At 55.6% G+C, this 16,010-nt stretch carries 20 protein-coding genes; 13 read left to right on the top strand and 7 right to left on the bottom strand.

Going from position 1 to position 16,010, the window contains the following annotated elements; translation table 11 throughout:
• Positions 1-10: 10 nt before the first annotated feature.
• A complete protein-coding gene (locus G6041_RS16130; protein WP_007888668.1) occupies positions 11-988 on the bottom strand; it encodes a calcium/sodium antiporter in 978 nt (325 codons plus the stop codon).
• A 233-nt stretch (positions 989-1,221) separates the two neighbouring features.
• Between G6041_RS16130 and mlaF the strand changes: the two genes are divergently transcribed.
• From mlaF to murA, 7 genes are all read left to right on the top strand, one after another.
• The gene (gene mlaF / locus G6041_RS16125; protein ID WP_012125966.1) at positions 1,222-2,037 is read left to right on the top strand and encodes a phospholipid ABC transporter ATP-binding protein MlaF; all 816 of its coding nucleotides are present in this window, start codon (positions 1,222-1,224) and stop codon (positions 2,035-2,037) included.
• A 7-nt stretch (positions 2,038-2,044) separates the two neighbouring features.
• The gene (gene mlaE, locus G6041_RS16120) at positions 2,045-2,827 is read left to right on the top strand and encodes a lipid asymmetry maintenance ABC transporter permease subunit MlaE (RefSeq protein WP_012125965.1); all 783 of its coding nucleotides are present in this window, start codon (positions 2,045-2,047) and stop codon (positions 2,825-2,827) included.
• A 3-nt stretch (positions 2,828-2,830) separates the two neighbouring features.
• On the top strand, positions 2,831-3,382 hold the full coding sequence (mlaD, locus tag G6041_RS16115; RefSeq protein ID WP_004385084.1) for an outer membrane lipid asymmetry maintenance protein MlaD: 552 nt from the start codon (positions 2,831-2,833) through the stop codon (positions 3,380-3,382).
• 15 nt (positions 3,383-3,397) lie between these two features.
• Complete coding sequence (mlaC, locus tag G6041_RS16110; protein ID WP_004385083.1) at positions 3,398-4,033, top strand: phospholipid-binding protein MlaC; 636 nt, start codon at positions 3,398-3,400, stop codon at positions 4,031-4,033.
• The gene (gene mlaB, locus G6041_RS16105; RefSeq protein ID WP_004385082.1) at positions 4,033-4,335 is read left to right on the top strand and encodes a lipid asymmetry maintenance protein MlaB; all 303 of its coding nucleotides are present in this window, start codon (positions 4,033-4,035) and stop codon (positions 4,333-4,335) included. The genes mlaC and mlaB overlap by 1 nt, the downstream gene beginning before the upstream one ends.
• Positions 4,336-4,459: 124 nt before the next feature.
• The gene (ibaG, locus tag G6041_RS16100; RefSeq protein WP_004385081.1) at positions 4,460-4,717 is read left to right on the top strand and encodes a BolA family iron metabolism protein IbaG; all 258 of its coding nucleotides are present in this window, start codon (positions 4,460-4,462) and stop codon (positions 4,715-4,717) included.
• 52 nt (positions 4,718-4,769) lie between these two features.
• Complete coding sequence (gene murA / locus G6041_RS16095; RefSeq protein ID WP_004385080.1) at positions 4,770-6,029, top strand: UDP-N-acetylglucosamine 1-carboxyvinyltransferase; 1,260 nt, start codon at positions 4,770-4,772, stop codon at positions 6,027-6,029.
• A 113-nt stretch (positions 6,030-6,142) separates the two neighbouring features.
• On the opposite strand, the gene sfsB is transcribed toward murA, so the two are convergent.
• Positions 6,143-6,406: a DNA-binding transcriptional regulator SfsB gene (gene sfsB / locus G6041_RS16090; protein WP_004385079.1), complete on the bottom strand. Its 264-nt coding sequence runs from the start codon at positions 6,404-6,406 to the stop codon at positions 6,143-6,145.
• Between the two features lie 304 nt (positions 6,407-6,710).
• Positions 6,711-7,682 carry an octaprenyl diphosphate synthase gene (gene ispB / locus G6041_RS16085; RefSeq protein WP_012125964.1) on the bottom strand — a complete coding sequence of 324 codons (972 nt, stop codon included), beginning with the start codon at positions 7,680-7,682 and terminating at the stop codon, positions 6,711-6,713.
• Positions 7,683-7,939: 257 nt separating this feature from the next.
• Here ispB and rplU point away from each other — a divergent pair, with 257 nt between their 5' ends.
• From rplU to cgtA, 4 genes are all read left to right on the top strand, one after another.
• Positions 7,940-8,251 (top strand): 50S ribosomal protein L21, encoded by a 312-nt coding sequence (gene rplU, locus G6041_RS16080; RefSeq protein ID WP_004385077.1) that lies wholly within the window; start codon positions 7,940-7,942, stop codon positions 8,249-8,251.
• A 19-nt stretch (positions 8,252-8,270) separates the two neighbouring features.
• On the top strand, positions 8,271-8,528 hold the full coding sequence (rpmA, locus tag G6041_RS16075; protein ID WP_004385076.1) for a 50S ribosomal protein L27: 258 nt from the start codon (positions 8,271-8,273) through the stop codon (positions 8,526-8,528).
• 95 nt (positions 8,529-8,623) lie between these two features.
• The gene (locus tag G6041_RS16070; RefSeq protein ID WP_004385075.1) at positions 8,624-9,589 is read left to right on the top strand and encodes a DMT family transporter; all 966 of its coding nucleotides are present in this window, start codon (positions 8,624-8,626) and stop codon (positions 9,587-9,589) included.
• A 16-nt stretch (positions 9,590-9,605) separates the two neighbouring features.
• On the top strand, positions 9,606-10,778 hold the full coding sequence (gene cgtA / locus G6041_RS16065) for an Obg family GTPase CgtA (RefSeq protein ID WP_007888641.1): 1,173 nt from the start codon (positions 9,606-9,608) through the stop codon (positions 10,776-10,778).
• A 61-nt stretch (positions 10,779-10,839) separates the two neighbouring features.
• Here the strand turns inward: cgtA and pmrB are convergent, their stop codons facing one another.
• The 3 genes from pmrB to dacB are packed head-to-tail and all read right to left on the bottom strand — an operon-like array spanning position 10,840 to position 13,999.
• Positions 10,840-11,904: a two-component system sensor histidine kinase PmrB gene (gene pmrB / locus G6041_RS16060; RefSeq protein ID WP_012125963.1), complete on the bottom strand. Its 1,065-nt coding sequence runs from the start codon at positions 11,902-11,904 to the stop codon at positions 10,840-10,842.
• Positions 11,901-12,563, bottom strand: coding sequence for a two-component system response regulator PmrA (gene pmrA / locus G6041_RS16055; protein ID WP_012125962.1), 663 nt, complete (start codon positions 12,561-12,563; stop codon positions 11,901-11,903). Before pmrA ends, pmrB begins: the two co-directional genes overlap by 4 nt.
• A 2-nt stretch (positions 12,564-12,565) precedes the next feature.
• Positions 12,566-13,999, bottom strand: coding sequence for a serine-type D-Ala-D-Ala carboxypeptidase (gene dacB, locus G6041_RS16050; protein WP_007872860.1), 1,434 nt, complete (start codon positions 13,997-13,999; stop codon positions 12,566-12,568).
• 247 nt (positions 14,000-14,246) lie between these two features.
• Between dacB and greA the strand changes: the two genes are divergently transcribed.
• Positions 14,247-14,723 (top strand): transcription elongation factor GreA, encoded by a 477-nt coding sequence (gene greA, locus G6041_RS16045; RefSeq protein WP_004385068.1) that lies wholly within the window; start codon positions 14,247-14,249, stop codon positions 14,721-14,723.
• Between the two features lie 220 nt (positions 14,724-14,943).
• On the opposite strand, the gene yhbY is transcribed toward greA, so the two are convergent.
• Complete coding sequence (yhbY, locus tag G6041_RS16040; RefSeq protein ID WP_004385067.1) at positions 14,944-15,237, bottom strand: ribosome assembly RNA-binding protein YhbY; 294 nt, start codon at positions 15,235-15,237, stop codon at positions 14,944-14,946.
• Between the two features lie 124 nt (positions 15,238-15,361).
• Here yhbY and rlmE point away from each other — a divergent pair, with 124 nt between their 5' ends.
• Positions 15,362-15,991 carry a 23S rRNA (uridine(2552)-2'-O)-methyltransferase RlmE gene (rlmE, locus tag G6041_RS16035; RefSeq protein ID WP_004385066.1) on the top strand — a complete coding sequence of 210 codons (630 nt, stop codon included), beginning with the start codon at positions 15,362-15,364 and terminating at the stop codon, positions 15,989-15,991.
• The last annotated feature ends 19 nt before the right edge of the window (positions 15,992-16,010 follow it).

The following is a 16,010-nucleotide window of genomic DNA, read 5'->3' as shown; positions in this document are numbered from 1 at the left end:
CGATTCCGATTCATCCAACGAGACGCGGCGACGCCCAGAACAGCATCACCATCCAAACGATAAACCCACATAATAATCCGGCGCCGGTTTTTTTACCGAGATACCGCTCAGGACGCCAGCACAGCATCACGAAAATCACGCTGACCAGCAGCATGACGCCGTAATCGCGCGTAAACGCCAGCGGATCGAAATGACCGGGCGCGAGCAGCGCAGGCAGGCCAGGGACGATAGCCAGATTGTAAACATTCGATCCGATAATATTGCCGATGGCGATATCGTCTTCGCCTTTACGCGCGCCCGCGATGGCGGTCGCCAGTTCCGGCAGGCTGGTGCCGATAGCGATGGCGGTCAGGCCGACGGTCAGCTCGCTGATGGCGAAACCCTGAGCCAGTACGGTCGCGTTATCCACCACCATACGTGTAGCCATCGGCATAATGATAAGCGCCACGGCAAGCCAGAGAAACGCGACCGAGCGTCCACCTTCGCGCGGCAATTCGGCAAGCTGCTCGCGCGTCAGGCTGTCGTTACCCTGACGCTCCGCACGGCGAGCCAGGCGGATGATAAACCATAAATAGGCGGCGGCGATAAGTAACAGCCAGATACCTTCAGCACGGGTGAGCATGCCATCCCACAGCACCAGACCCGCCAGGGCGCTCACCAGCAACATGGCGGAGAGCTCACGACGCAGCATGGACGAGTGCACCGCCAGCGGACGCAGCAGCGCCGTTAAACCGGCTATCAGCAGAATATTGGTGATATTCGACCCTATCGCCGTACCGACGGCGAGGCTGGTTTCGCCATGCAGCGCGGCGGCGACAGAAACCATGATTTCAGGCAGAGAGGTACCGATACCGACGACGGTAATGCCAATCAGGAGCGGCGGCACGCCCAGACTGCGGCAGAGTAGCGAGGCGGCGAAAACCAGACGATCGGCGCTATAGACCACCAATAGCAAACCAATAATCAACAGCGCCGTAGCTAAAAGCATGCAAAGTCCTTTCTTCAGGTATAATCGCCGGTCCACTGTGCCTGAGTTGCTGGCCGCGCATACAGATCGTTTATGAACGAAGTAAATTCTTAATTTTGACCAGATGCGGGCCAAAAGTAAAACAAATGCCAGCTTTCGCTAACCTCATATGGGGATATTCTGTAAAAATAGCCCTTTTGCGGTGTCGGCTGGCGCCATTATGAACAACTCTGCGAACCATAAAGGATGCGTTGATGAGCCAGATCGGTGAGACATTGATTGACGTGCGTGGCGTGAGCTTTACGCGCGGCAACCGATCTATTTTTGACAATATCTCGCTTACCGTCCCGCGCGGTAAGGTAACGGCCATTATGGGGCCGTCAGGGATCGGTAAAACCACGCTGCTGCGCCTGATTGGCGGGCAGATTGCGCCTGATCGCGGGGAAATTCTGTTCGACGGCGAAAATATTCCCGCCATGTCCCGCTCGCGGCTTTATGAAGTGCGCAAGCGCATGAGCATGCTGTTTCAGTCCGGTGCGCTGTTTACCGATCTGAATGTGTTTGAAAACGTCGCCTATCCGCTGCGCGAACATACTCGTCTGCCGGAACCGCTGTTGCGCAGCACCGTCATGATGAAGCTTGAAGCCGTGGGGTTAAAAGGGGCCGCGAAACTGATGCCTTCTGAACTCTCTGGCGGTATGGCACGCCGGGCGGCACTGGCGCGCGCGATTGCGCTGGAGCCGGATCTTATTATGTTCGACGAGCCGTTCGTCGGTCAGGATCCTATCACCATGGGCGTGCTGGTAAAGCTGATTTCCGAGCTGAACAGTGCGCTCGGCGTCACCTGTGTGGTGGTATCGCATGACGTGCCGGAAGTATTAAGCATCGCGGATTACGCGTATATCGTCGCTGACAAACGGATTGTCGCGCAGGGCAGCGCCCAGGCGCTGCAAGAGAATACCGATCCGCGTGTGCGCCAGTTCCTTGATGGTATCGCCGACGGGCCGGTGCCTTTCCGCTATCCCGCCGGGGATTATCACCACGATCTGATTTCGCCAACAGGGAGTTAGTCTGCTCATGCTGTTAAATTTACTGGCGTCGATGGGGCAACGCGGGCTTAAATTCAGCGCCTCCTTCGGCCGCGCCGGGTTGATGCTATTCAATGCCATCGTCGGCAAGCCGGAGTTTCGCAAACACGGCCCGCTGCTGGTGCGCCAGCTCTATAACGTGGGCGTCCTGTCGATGATTATCATCATCGTCTCGGGGCTGTTTATCGGTATGGTGCTGGGCCTGCAGGGGTATCTGGTGCTGACCACCTACAGTGCGGAAACGAGTCTCGGCATGCTGGTGGCGCTGTCACTGCTGCGCGAGCTGGGACCGGTTGTCGCCGCGCTACTGTTCGCAGGCCGCGCCGGTTCGGCGTTGACCGCGGAAATTGGGCTGATGAAAGCGACCGAGCAGCTTTCCAGCATGGAGATGATGGCGGTCGACCCGCTGCGCCGCGTGATTTCGCCGCGCTTCTGGGCGGGCGTTATCTCGCTGCCGCTGCTGACGGTAATTTTCGTGGCGGTGGGCGTCTGGGGCGGTTCTCTCGTCGGCGTAAACTGGAAAGGCATTGATGCCGGGTTTTTCTGGTCCGCCATGCAGGACGCCGTCGACTGGCGTATGGATCTGATTAACTGTTTGATTAAAAGCGTGGTGTTTGCCATCACGGTGACCTGGATTGCGCTCTTTAACGGTTACGACGCGATCCCGACGTCGGCCGGGATCAGCCGGGCAACTACACGTACCGTTGTGCACGCTTCACTGGCCGTGCTTGGCCTTGATTTTGTGCTTACCGCATTGATGTTTGGGAACTAACGCATGCAAACGAAGAAATTTGAGATTTGGGTTGGCGCTTTCATGCTGGTGGCGCTGCTGGCCGCGCTGTTCATTTGTCTGAAAGTCGCGGATGTCACTTCGCTGCGGGCTGAACCGACATACCGGCTTTACGCCACCTTTGATAATATCGGCGGCCTGAAACCGCACTCGCCGGTGCGCATTGGCGGCGTGGTGATTGGCCGCGTTTCTGACATTACGCTGGATCCGAAAACCTACCTGCCGCGCGTCGCGATGGATATCGAACAGCGCTACGATCATATTCCCGATACCAGCTCGCTGGCGATTCGGACTTCCGGCCTGCTGGGTGAGCAATATCTGGCGCTGAACGTTGGTTTTGAAGATCCTGAGCTGGGAACCACTATCCTTAAAGATGGCGGCACCATTCAGGACACGAAATCTGCCATGGTGCTTGAAGATCTGATTGGCCAGTTCCTCTATAAGAGCAACAGCGGCGACAACCAGAAAGAGGGCGGCGAGCAGGGCTCTGCTGCCCAACCGGATAACGTGACGCCGCCTGCCGGCGCGACGAACTAATCAGGAGAAACGGATATGTTTAAACGTCTTTTAATGGTCGCCATGCTGGTGATTGCGCCGCTTGCTACGGCTACCGCGGCGGATCAATCCAACCCGTATAAACTGATGAACGAGGCGGCAAAGAAAACGTTTGATCGCCTGAAAAACGAACAGCCACAAATCCGTCAGAACCCGAACCACCTGCGCGATATCGTCGATCAGGAACTGCTGCCGTATGTTCAGGTGAAATACGCGGGCGCGCTGGTGCTGGGCCGCTATTACAAAGAAGCGACGCCTGCGCAGCGTGAAGCCTATTTCGCCGCGTTTCGCGAATACCTGAAACAGGCATACGGTCAGGCGCTGGCGATGTATCACGGCCAGACTTATCAGATTGCGCCGGAGCAGCCGCTGGGCGACGCCAATATCATTCCGATTCGCGTTACCATCGTCGACCCGAACGGCCGTCCGCCGGTACGTCTGGATTTCCAGTGGCGTAAAAACAGCCAGACCGGTAACTGGCAGGCGTATGACATGATCGCGGAAGGCGTGAGCATGATTACGACCAAACAGAACGAGTGGAGCGATCTGCTGCGCCAGAAAGGCATCGACGGCCTGACCGAACAGCTGAAATCTATCGCTCGTCAGCCGATTACGCTGGATCAGAAACAGTAATGTCCGCGGAACTGCACTGGGAGCGCCAGGAAGCGCAGTTGCGCTTAAACGGCACGCTGGATCGCGAAACGCTGACGCCGCTGTGGGAACAACGGCAGTCCATCACGGACGGATTGCAGCGAATCGATCTCAGCGGTCTTGAGCGTGTCGACACCGCCGGGCTGGCGCTGCTGGTGCATCTGGTCGCGCTGACGCAGGCGGGTGGACGCGGCGTGACGCTTGAAGGAATGAGCGAGAATCTGACCACGCTTGCAAAACTTTATAACCTGCCTGAAAACCTTCTGCCGATCACGACAGACTAATATTTTCAGCACGTTACTGATGAAGCCCCGTCCATGTCTCTGACGGGGCTTTTTTGCTTGTTTAAGACAGCGCCACTTTGCTCTAAGATGTTGGGCTGTTTTCACTGAATAATGAATAAAGCCCATGGAAAATCATGAAATTCAGACGGTGCTGATGAACGCACTGCCTCTCCAGGAAGTCCACGTCTCCTCCGGCGATGGCAGCCACTTTCAGGTCATTGCTGTGGGTGAGCTGTTTGGCGAGATGAGCCGCGTGAAGAAACAGCAGGCGGTCTATGGCCCGCTGATGGAGTTCATCGCCGATAACCGCATTCATGCGGTCTCCATCAAGACGTTTACGCCCCAGGAATGGGAGCGCGAGCGCAAACTCAACGGTTTTTGAGCTGTGGGCGTCGCGCCGACAGCAATTGATTGAATAACAGAGAACAGTTCTGATGGATAAATTCCGTGTGCAGGGGCCAGGCCGCCTTTCTGGCGAAGTGACGATCTCAGGCGCGAAAAACGCGGCCCTGCCGATCCTTTTCGCCGCCCTGCTGGCTGAAGAGCCTGTAGAAATTCAAAACGTACCGAAGCTTAAAGATATCGACACCACCATGAAGCTGCTGAGCCAGCTCGGGACCAAAGTGGAGCGTAACGGCTCCGTCTGGATCGATGCAAGCCAGGTCAATATCTTCTGCGCGCCGTATGAACTGGTGAAAACCATGCGCGCCTCCATCTGGGCGCTGGGCCCGCTGGTCGCGCGTTTCGGTCAGGGCCAAGTGTCGCTGCCGGGTGGTTGCGCTATCGGCGCGCGTCCGGTCGATTTACACATTACCGGTCTTGAGCAACTGGGTGCCGAAATTAAACTGGAAGAGGGCTACGTTAAAGCCTCTGTGCAGGGCCGCCTGAAAGGCGCGCATATCGTGATGGATAAAGTGAGCGTTGGTGCGACCGTGACTATCATGTCTGCCGCGACGCTTGCTGAAGGCACCACGGTTATTGAGAACGCCGCGCGTGAGCCGGAAATTGTCGATACCGCGAATTTCCTCAACACCCTCGGTGCGAAAATCACCGGTCAGGGCACCGATAAAATCACCATTGAAGGCGTCGAGCGTCTCGGTGGCGGCGTTTACCGCGTTCTGCCGGACCGTATCGAGACCGGGACATTCCTGGTCGCCGCTGCGATCTCCGGCGGTAAAGTGATGTGCCGCAACACGCGTCCTGACACGCTGGATGCCGTACTGGCGAAACTGCGCGAAGCGGGCGCGGATATCGAAACCGGCGAAGACTGGATTAGCCTTGATATGCACGGCAAACGCCCGAAAGCGGTGAACGTGCGTACCGCGCCGCATCCGGCTTTCCCGACCGATATGCAGGCGCAGTTCACACTGCTGAACCTGGTGGCCGAAGGCACCGGCGTTATCACTGAAACCATTTTTGAAAACCGCTTTATGCACGTGCCGGAGCTTATCCGTATGGGCGCGCATGCGGAAATCGAAAGCAATACCGTTATCTGCCACGGCGTTGAGAAACTTTCCGGCGCGCAGGTAATGGCGACTGACCTGCGCGCATCCGCAAGCCTGGTACTGGCGGGCTGCATTGCGGAAGGCACAACGGTTGTGGATCGCATTTATCACATCGATCGCGGCTATGAAGGCATTGAAGATAAGCTGCGTGCGCTGGGCGCTAACATTGAGCGTATAAAAGGCGAATAAGCCCTTTTCGCGATTACAGGGCTTGTAGTAAGCCTGTCGGGATACGCTGATACTCAGCCGCTCCCGGCAGGCTTTTTTTATGGGCTGGAAGTGAAGTTCCGCAGCAGGTGCTGTCAGCGATGACGAATCAGTTGCGAACGATCGATGAATTCGTGCGTGATCGGATCGTGGTAGCGTGATGGCCAGATGATCCACGGCTCTGTACCCAACGCCTCGGCAATAATCTTTTCGCCTCTCGGCCACGGGCGCGTCAGCGCGTTGGCAAGTGTTGAAGAACTCAGGCCCGCTTTACGGGACTCCGCCGCCAGCGATGACCCTTTTTTGCGTAACGCGGCGACAATATCGGCGGGATGCCAGTCAATAAACTTACGTTCCATGATTTCTCCCTGTTATGGCAGTAAAACCCCCCTGTACAGCTCCGTTTGGAACTGATTGATCATTTATAACACAAAATTTTCTAAAAGGTTCCAGTTACTTTTGATTGTATTCAGAAGTGTGCTTCTGACCACAAAGGCAATGTAAGAGCTGTAATCAAGGCGTTGCAAAACGATCCGTGTTCGATCCGTAAAGAACGCCACAGGTGAAAGGGATGAGAAAAACGTTATCCGGAACTTTACTGACAACGTTTTTGGAAATGTGCTGAACGGGAAATTTTCCGCGCCAATGGGCGCGGAAAAAGGATTAATGGTCGCGCTGTACCGACATATGTGCCAGCGCAATCAGGGCATCGCGCCATGGGGAAGGGGAGAGAATCTCAAGTGCAGCGATAGCTTTATCCGCTTCTTCTTCGGCGCGCGCACGCGTCCACTCCAGCGATCCGCAGGCTGCCATCGTTTCCAGCACCGGATCCAGCAGGTGACGCCCGTTGCCTTGTTCGATCGCCTCGCGGATCATCTGCGCCTGGGCAGGCGTGCCGTTATGCATCGCATGCAACAGCGGAAGCGTCGGTTTGCCTTCGTTGAGATCGTCTCCGACATTTTTACCAAGGCGCTCGCCATCAGCGCTGTAATCGAGAAGATCGTCGATGAGCTGGAACGCGGTGCCGAGGTAGCGACCGTAATCCTGCAACGCGCGCTCCTGCGCTTCGCTGGCACCCGCCAGGATGCCGGAACATTGCGCCGCCGCCTCAAAGAGCCGCGCGGTTTTGCTGTAAATCACGCGCATGTAGCTTTCTTCGGTAATGTCGGGATCGTTCACGTTCATCAGCTGAAGCACTTCGCCTTCCGCAATCACGTTGACCGCCTCGGACATTACCTCAAGCACTTTGAGCGACCCGAGGCTTGTCATCATCTGAAACGCGCGGGTGTAAATAAAATCTCCCACCAGAACGCTGGCGGCGTTGCCGAAGGCGGCATTCGCCGTCGCTTTGCCGCGACGCATATCAGATTCATCCACGACATCGTCATGCAAAAGCGTAGCGGTGTGGATAAATTCAATGAGCGCAGCGATGGTGACATGCGCTTTCCCCTCATAACCCAGCGCACGCGCAGCGAGCACCGCGATCATCGGGCGAATGCGTTTACCACCGCCACTGACAATGTAATAGCCCAGCTGATTGATAAGCTGTACGTCGGAATTGAGCTGTTCAAGGATGGTCGCGTTGACACCGGCCATATCTTGCGCGGTTAACTCATTAATTTTTTCTAAATTCATCGCAAAAGTCTGGCTATCGTCCTGTTTACCACAGTCTGTAAGGGAGAAGGTAAGGATAGTGGATTCTAAATGTAGTACAGATTGTACCGGAAAAACGCGGCAGATAAACGCCGCCGTCACGGTTGTGTTTTTTTTCCGCACCGAACAACAAACGGGCTTGTCAAAGCGTCCCGATTTGCGTAATATTCGCGCCCTATTGTGAATATTTATAGCGCACTCTGATCAAGCAGAAGGCGTGCGCGGAAGCGGAGTTCTATATGTACGCGGTTTTCCAAAGTGGTGGTAAACAACACCGAGTAAGCGAAGGTCAGACCGTTCGCCTGGAAAAGCTGGACATCGCAACTGGCGAAACTGTTGAGTTCGCTGAAGTTCTGATGATCGCAAACGGTGAAGATGTCAAAATCGGCGTTCCTTTCGTTGATGGCGGCGTAATCAAAGCTGAAGTTGTTGCTCACGGTCGTGGCGAGAAAGTTAAAATCGTTAAGTTTCGTCGTCGTAAACACTACCGTAAGCAGCAGGGCCACCGTCAGTGGTTCACTGATGTGAAAATCACTGGCATCAGCGCCTAAGACCTGAGGAGAGATTTAAATGGCACATAAAAAGGCTGGCGGCTCCACACGTAACGGTCGCGATTCAGAAGCTAAACGCCTGGGCGTTAAGCGTTTCGGTGGCGAATCCGTTCTGGCGGGTAGCATCATCGTTCGTCAGCGTGGCACCAAATTCCACGCTGGTAACAACGTAGGTTGCGGTCGTGACCACACTCTGTTTGCTAAAGCAGACGGTAAAGTGAAATTTGAAGTTAAAGGCCCGAACAACCGTAAATACATCAGCATCGTTGCTGAGTAAGGTTTTCTCGGTCCGGTAACGGATTAAAGCCCCGCACCTGTTGCGGGGCTTTTTACATTGGAAACCCGGTAATTTTTTCTGTAGGGAAAACGGGCATGAAGCAGCAGGCCGGCATTGGTATTCTTTTGGCGCTCACGACCGCAATGTGCTGGGGTGCGCTGCCAATTGCAATGAAGCAGGTACTGGAAGTGATGGAGCCGCCCACCGTGGTGTTCTACCGCTTTCTGATGGCGGGCATCGGACTTGGGCTGATCCTGGCTATAAAAGGCAAACTGCCGCCGATGGGCTTGTTTCGCAAACCGCGCTGGCTGGTGTTGCTGGCGATAGCGACAGGCGGCCTTTTCGGTAACTTCATTCTTTTCAGCTCCTCCCTGCAATATTTAAGCCCCACGGCCTCGCAAGTGATAGGCCAGCTTTCGCCGGTTGGCATGATGGTAGCAAGCGTTCTCATCCTTAAGGAAAAGATGCGCGGCACGCAGATCATCGGGGCAATAATGCTGCTTTGCGGGCTGGTGATGTTTTTCAATACCAGCTTGATAGAGATCTTTACGCGACTGACGGATTACACCTGGGGTGTGATCTTCGGCGTTGGCGCGGCGACGGTGTGGGTTAGCTATGGCGTGGCGCAAAAGGTTCTGCTGCGCCGTCTGGCCTCGCAACAGATCCTCTTTTTGCTGTACACTTTATGTACTATTGCGCTGTTGCCGCTCGCGAAGCCTGGCGTGCTGTTTCAGCTCAGTTCGTGGCAACTGGCCTGCCTTATCTTTTGTGGCCTGAATACTCTCGTGGGGTATGGCGCGCTGGCAGAGGCGATGGCGAGATGGCAGGCGGCGCAGGTGAGCGCCATCATTACGCTTACCCCACTGTTTACCTTGTTATTTTCAGATGTGTTATCTGTTGCCTGGCCCGATTTCTTCGCCAGACCGATGTTAAACCTGTTGGGTTATCTCGGTGCGTTTGTCGTGGTTGCGGGTGCGATGTATTCCGCCATTGGTCACCGTCTTTGGGGACGGTGGCGCAAAAACGAAGCGGTTGGCGTTATACCCCGCTCGGGCGAATGAATTACGGAGAAGTAAAATGAAGTTTGTTGATGAAGCTACGATCCTGGTCGTGGCGGGTGACGGCGGTAACGGCTGCGTAAGCTTCCGTCGTGAAAAATATATCCCGAAAGGCGGCCCTGACGGCGGCGACGGCGGTGACGGCGGCGATGTCTGGCTTGAGGCCGACGAAAACCTCAATACCCTTATCGATTACCGCTTTGAGAAATCCTTCCGCGCTGAACGCGGTCAGAACGGCCAGAGCCGCGACTGCACCGGTAAACGCGGTAAAGATGTGACCATCAAAGTGCCGGTCGGTACGCGTGTTATCGATCAGGGTACAGGCGAAACGATGGGCGATATGACCAAACATGGTCAGCGTCTGATGGTTGCGAAGGGCGGCTGGCACGGCCTTGGCAACACCCGCTTCAAATCTTCCGTGAACCGTACTCCGCGCCAGAAAACCATGGGTACGCCGGGCGAGAAGCGCGATCTGCAATTAGAGCTGATGCTGCTGGCAGACGTTGGTATGCTTGGGATGCCGAACGCCGGTAAATCCACGTTTATTCGCGCGGTCTCCGCAGCGAAGCCGAAAGTGGCGGATTATCCGTTTACCACGCTGGTGCCAAGCCTTGGCGTGGTGCGTATGGATAATGAGAAAAGCTTCGTGGTTGCCGATATTCCAGGCCTTATTGAAGGCGCGGCGGAAGGCGCGGGCCTCGGCATCCGCTTCCTGAAGCACCTGGAGCGTTGCCGCGTACTGCTGCACCTGATCGATCTTGATCCGATCGACGGTTCCGATCCGGCGGAAAATGCCCGTATCATCGTGGGTGAGCTTGAGAAATACAGCGAAAAGCTGGCCTCTAAGCCGCGCTGGCTGGTCTTTAATAAAATCGATCTGCTGAGCCGCGAAGAGGCGGAAGCCAAAGCGAAAGCGATCGCCGACGCGCTGGGCTGGGAAGAAAAATATTATCTGATCTCCGCCGCGAGCCAGATGAACGTGAAAGATCTCTGCTGGGACGTGATGCATTTCATCATCGAAAATCCTGTGGTTCACGAAGAAGAAGCGAAGCAGCCTGAAAAAGTCGAGTTTATGTGGGATGACTATCATCGCCAGCAGCTCGAAGAGATGGAAGCGGAAGCCGAAGAAGAGTGGGACGACGACTGGGACGAAGATGACGACGAAGGTGTCGAGATCGTCTATCAGCGTTAACAAAAAGGCCGGGAAACCGGCCTTTTTTAATGGTGCCAACGTTCAATGCGTTTTCAACGAATTATGACTGGTTAATCTCTTCCGGTAGCCAGCACGATGCCATCAATCCACCGTTTGGACCATCCTCCAGAATCAGCCTGCCACGGTGTAAATGCACGATGCGCTGCACAATGCTCAGCCCCAGACCACTACCGCCATAGCGCTGATCGAGCCGCCGGAAAGGCTCGGTAATCGCTTCGCGCTGCGCCTGCGGGATGCCTGGCCCTTCATCAATTACACTGAGACGGCTACCGCCCTGTGCATAAGACAGTTGCACCACAATACTGCTTTGCTCCGGGCTGTAACGCGAGGCGTTTTCCAGCAAATTACGCAGCATCAGCCGCAGCAACACGGCGTCGCCCTGCACACGCGATGTGGCTTCGTCGTGAGGCCAGAGGATGTGCTGTGCGCGTTGCTGTGCCAGCTCGTCGAGTTCGCTACGCAGCGGCACGATAATATCCGCGTTCCAGCACAGCGTTTCGTAATGCCCGCTCGCCAGCGCCTGGCCTGCGCGTGACAGCATCAGTAATTGCTCAACGGTATGCATCAGGCGATCGATACGGGCGAGCAGCGGTGTGGCCTGAGAAACGCCCGACTGCTCCATCAATTCCAGATGCAGACGAATCCCGGCGAGCGGTGTTCGTAGTTCATGTGCCGCATCTGCCGTGAACAGACGCTCTTGCTGGATGGTGTGATCGAGGCGTAAAAAGAGTTGGTTGAGCGAGAGCGTTACCGCACGTATCTCTTCCATTGCAGAGTCCACCGGTACCGGGGAAAGATTATCCGCCGAGCGCCGGGTGAGCGTCTGGCTAAGCTGACTGAGCGGACGGGTTATCCACGTGACCGCCCAGAATGAAAAAACGAGGGTAAACCCCACCATCACCAGTGATGGCACCAGCAACGAGGCAATCGCCTCGCGGATCTCTTTTTCGACGTGATGGGTGCGGGATTTGGCCGACAGCGTTTCATTAACCAGAAAACTTATCTGCTCGCGGCTTTCATGCCACAGCCAGATAACGCTAATCAGCTGAAAAAAAAGAAGGATCAGCGCAAGCATCAGCATCAGCCGACGGCGCATGCTGTTCATGATGGCCGCTCCAGCCGGTAGCCCACGCCGCGTATGGTACGAATGCGGGTTTTACCGAGCTTACGGCGCAGATTGTGGATGTGCACTTCAAGCGTATTCGAGCTGGGATCGTCCTGCCAGCTGTAGATGTCCTGTTGCAGGGTTTCGCGGTGCACCGTCTGGCCGATGCGCATCATCAGGCGGGTGAGTAACGCAAACTCTTTGGGCGTCACTTCTACAGGCATTCCCTGGAGCAGTACCTGCTGGGTTTGCAGATTGAGCGTGATATCGTCGTGCTGCAACAGATTATCGCTGTGCCCCTGATAACGGCGGATAAGCGCCCGCGCGCGGGCGTGAAGCTCCGCCAGCGCAAAGGGTTTAACCAGATAATCATCCGCACCCGCATCAAGCCCGCTCACGCGATCTTCCAGCGCGTCACGCGCCGTGAGAATAAGCACTGGCGTTGTCACACCGCTCCGGCGCCACTGGCTGAGCAGCGTGGCGCCGTCTTTATCCGGCAGCCCTAAGTCGAGAATAATCAAACTGTATTCGCCGCTCTGGAGCAGGGCGTCGCCCTCGGCGGCATTCGCGGCGCAATCCAGCGCATAGCCCTCGTTGCCGAGCGCCAGCGCCAGTCCTTCCTGTAACAGCAGATCATCTTCGACTATCAGCAGTTTCATCGTTAATTATTCTGGTAAAGGTCGCGGTAGAGTCGGCTTTCAAAGCGCACCAGCGGAATACGGCGGTTGCGCTGATCGGCAGGCTCTACGGCGTAGCCGGAAAGATACTGAACGAACGCCATGCGTTGTCCGCTGGCCGTCGTAATAAAGCCCGCAAGGTTATAGACCCCTTGCAGCGAGCCGGTTTTGGCGGAAACTTTGCCGTCAACGCCCGCCTCGTGGAGACCCGCGCGGTACAGCAACGACCCGTCGTGCCCTGCCAGCGGTAGCATAGAGATAAAGTTCAGCTGGCTGTCGTTGCGGGCAATGTATTGCAGCACCTGCATCATCGTCGCGGGGGCTATCAGATTATGGCGCGACAGGCCGGAACCATCCACTACGATCGTATTGCCTAAATCCACGCCTGCTTTCTGACGCAGGATCTGGCGGACGGCATCCGCGCCCGCGCGCCAGGTGCCAGGCACGCCGTAAAAGTTACGCCCGATGGTGCGAAACACCGTGTCGGCGATCATGTTGTCGGATTTCTTCAGCATCACGCGCAGGAGATCGTGCAGCGGCGGAGACTGGCGGCTCGCGATAACCGTCCCCGGCTCGTTGGGTTGCGTCTGGCGTAGCAGCGTACCGTTATAAGTGATGCCCGCCTGTTTCAGCTCCGCTTTCAGTATCGCGCCGGCATAGCCTGCGCCATCCTGAATGGCGAAGGCCAGCGGCAGCGGATCGGCGCGCTGCGTCATGCAGCCAGTGAGCGTATAGCGGTTAAGATCGCCCGTGACCACATCCAGCTCGCAATACTGCGCCTCTGACGAGCCGCGCGGCAGGGTTTTTACCTGACTGTAAACGTTAACCGGATAATACGAGGCGATGCGTACAAATGCCGGTTCACCCGCTTGCGGGGCGCTGTAGAGCGATACCGAAAAGCAGTTACGATCGACAATGGCGGCTGACGGCGGGGCGCTGAAGCATTGCGTCATGTCGTTCCACGGCCAGCCGGGCGCTTTGTCATGACTTGCGAAAGCGGAGGTGTCGATCAGCACGTTTCCTTTTATTTGCTGAACGCCCGCTTTTTTCAGCGCCGTCACCATATTGCGCATATCCTGGCGCTTAAAGGTCGGATCGCCAGTGAAACGCGCGATTAAATCGCCATCAAGCACGCCGTCGCGCACATCGCCACGGCTTTCAAGCGTTGTGGTGAAGCGGTAGTCAGGGCCGAGCTGTAACAGTGCGGCCAGCGCCGTGATCACTTTTTGCGTACTGGCAGGGAGCGCCATCTGCTGGCTGTGAAAATCAATCTCAGGGGAGCTGGCTCCGACTTTTTGCACCATCAGGGCGAGATTCGCGCCGGCGGGTAACTGATTGATATACTCTTCGACATTGGCGGCACTGGCATTCAGGGCTACACTGGTGGTCAATCCGACAGCAAATCTGGAAAATCGCATAATCTCGCGGTAACAGCTGGAAACGTGCCGTCATACTAAGGCGCATCGCCCTGCAAAGTAAACGATGACCCTTCGGGAACTTCAGGGTAAAATACGTATCAAATTGCAAAATCGTTCCTGACCTGGGGCTTTGTCTCCGGGTCAGTTTTCTTTTGTTTGCCGTCCGGGACTGGAAGGTTTTCCGGGCTGGCGTGCAGCCGGAGCGGGCTGTGAACCGTTCTTAACAGGACAGTGAGAGGTATAACAAATGCAACCTATTCCGATGACCTTACGTGGTGCTGAGAAACTGCGCGAAGAGCTGGAGTTTCTGAAATCCGTGCGTCGCCCGGAAATCATCGCCGCTATCGCCGAAGCCCGCGAGCATGGCGATCTGAAAGAGAATGCCGAATACCATGCCGCTCGCGAGCAGCAGGGGTTCTGCGAAGGGCGTATTAAAGATATCGAAGCGAAGCTTTCGAACGCCCAGGTGATTGATATCACCAAGATGCCAAACAATGGCCGCGTGATTTTCGGCTCCACCGTGACGGTACTGAACCTGGATACCGACGAAGAGCTGACCTACCGCATCGTTGGCGACGACGAAGCGGACTTCAAACAGAACCTTATTTCTGTGAACTCGCCTATCGCGCGCGGTCTGGTGGGTAAAGAGCTGGACGACGTGGTGACTATTAATACCCCGGGCGGCCAGGTCGAATTTGAAATCATCAAAGTCGATTATCTTTAATACCCGCCTCTGAACGGCCGTTTTTTCGGTAAGCGGCGCGCCTGATAGTCAGATTTACTGACTTGTGCGATTAACCTTAACCGGCATAACAACGATGCCGTTCAGATTGTAAAGAAAGGAAAAAGGCCGCTATGCGGCCTTTTATCAACAAACGGAGCGTGGCATTTTGCACCCTCGCCTGTAGTTTGCGGCTTCTGCGATCGCTCGCAAAACCCACAGCTTAGCGGGGCAGCGAAATTTTACGTTCCTTTGACGGGCGGTAGAGCACCAGCGTTTTCCCGATGACCTGTACATTGCAGGCGCCGGTTTCACGTACGATGGCATCCACAATCAGGGTCTTAGTTTCGCGGTCTTCAGTGGCGATCTTCACCTTGATTAACTCATGGTGCTCAAGCGCTTGCTCAATCTCGGCCAGTACCCCTTCGGTCAAACCATTATTGCCAAGCATAACCACCGGCTTGAGCGGATGGGCGAGACCTTTCAGGTGCTGTTTTTGTTTAGTACTCAGATTCATCGTATTTTTTGCTTACGTTGGGATTGAAAACGGGTCATTCTACCGCCATCTCCCAATTATCGCCAAATGGCAAAACGTGGGTTTTTGAGCCTGCGGCTCACGATGAACCCGGATGGAATGTGAAATGACAGGTAAAAAGCGTTCTGCCAGCTCCAGTCGCTGGCTTCAGGAACACTTTAGCGATAAATATGTTCAACAGGCGCAGAAAAAAGGGTTACGTTCCCGTGCCTGGTTTAAACTTGATGAAATACAGCAAAGTGACAAGATTTTTAAGCCAGGCATGACGGTTGTCGATCTTGGCGCCGCGCCTGGCGGATGGTCACAGTATGTGGTCACGCAAATCGGAGGAGCAGGCCGTATTATCGCTTGCGATCTTTTACCAATGGATCCTATCGTTGGTGTGGACTTCCTTCAGGGCGACTTTCGTGATGAATTAGTCATGAAAGCGTTACTGGAACGCGTGGGTGACAGTAAAGTACAGGTTGTCATGTCAGATATGGCACCGAACATGAGCGGGACTCCGGCTGTGGATATCCCCCGCGCCATGTATCTGGTGGAACTGGCGCTCGAGATGTGTCGGGATGTGCTGGCACCGGGCGGCAGTTTTGTAGTGAAGGTGTTTCAGGGCGAAGGTTTCGATGAGTACCTGCGGGAAATTCGCTCCCTGTTTACGAAGGTTAAAGTTCGTAAGCCGGACTCTTCTCGTGCCCGTTCACGTGAAGTGTACATTGTAGCGACCGGGCGCAAACTATAGTACCCTGACGCTGTTTGTT

Source organism: Cronobacter sp. HA18003 (genome assembly GCF_011605905.1).
In the GTDB taxonomy this organism is placed as follows: Bacteria; Pseudomonadota; Gammaproteobacteria; order Enterobacterales; family Enterobacteriaceae; genus Cronobacter; species Cronobacter sakazakii.
The sequence above is the reverse complement of the archived record's forward strand: the minus strand, read 5'-3'. Positions and strand labels throughout refer to the sequence as shown.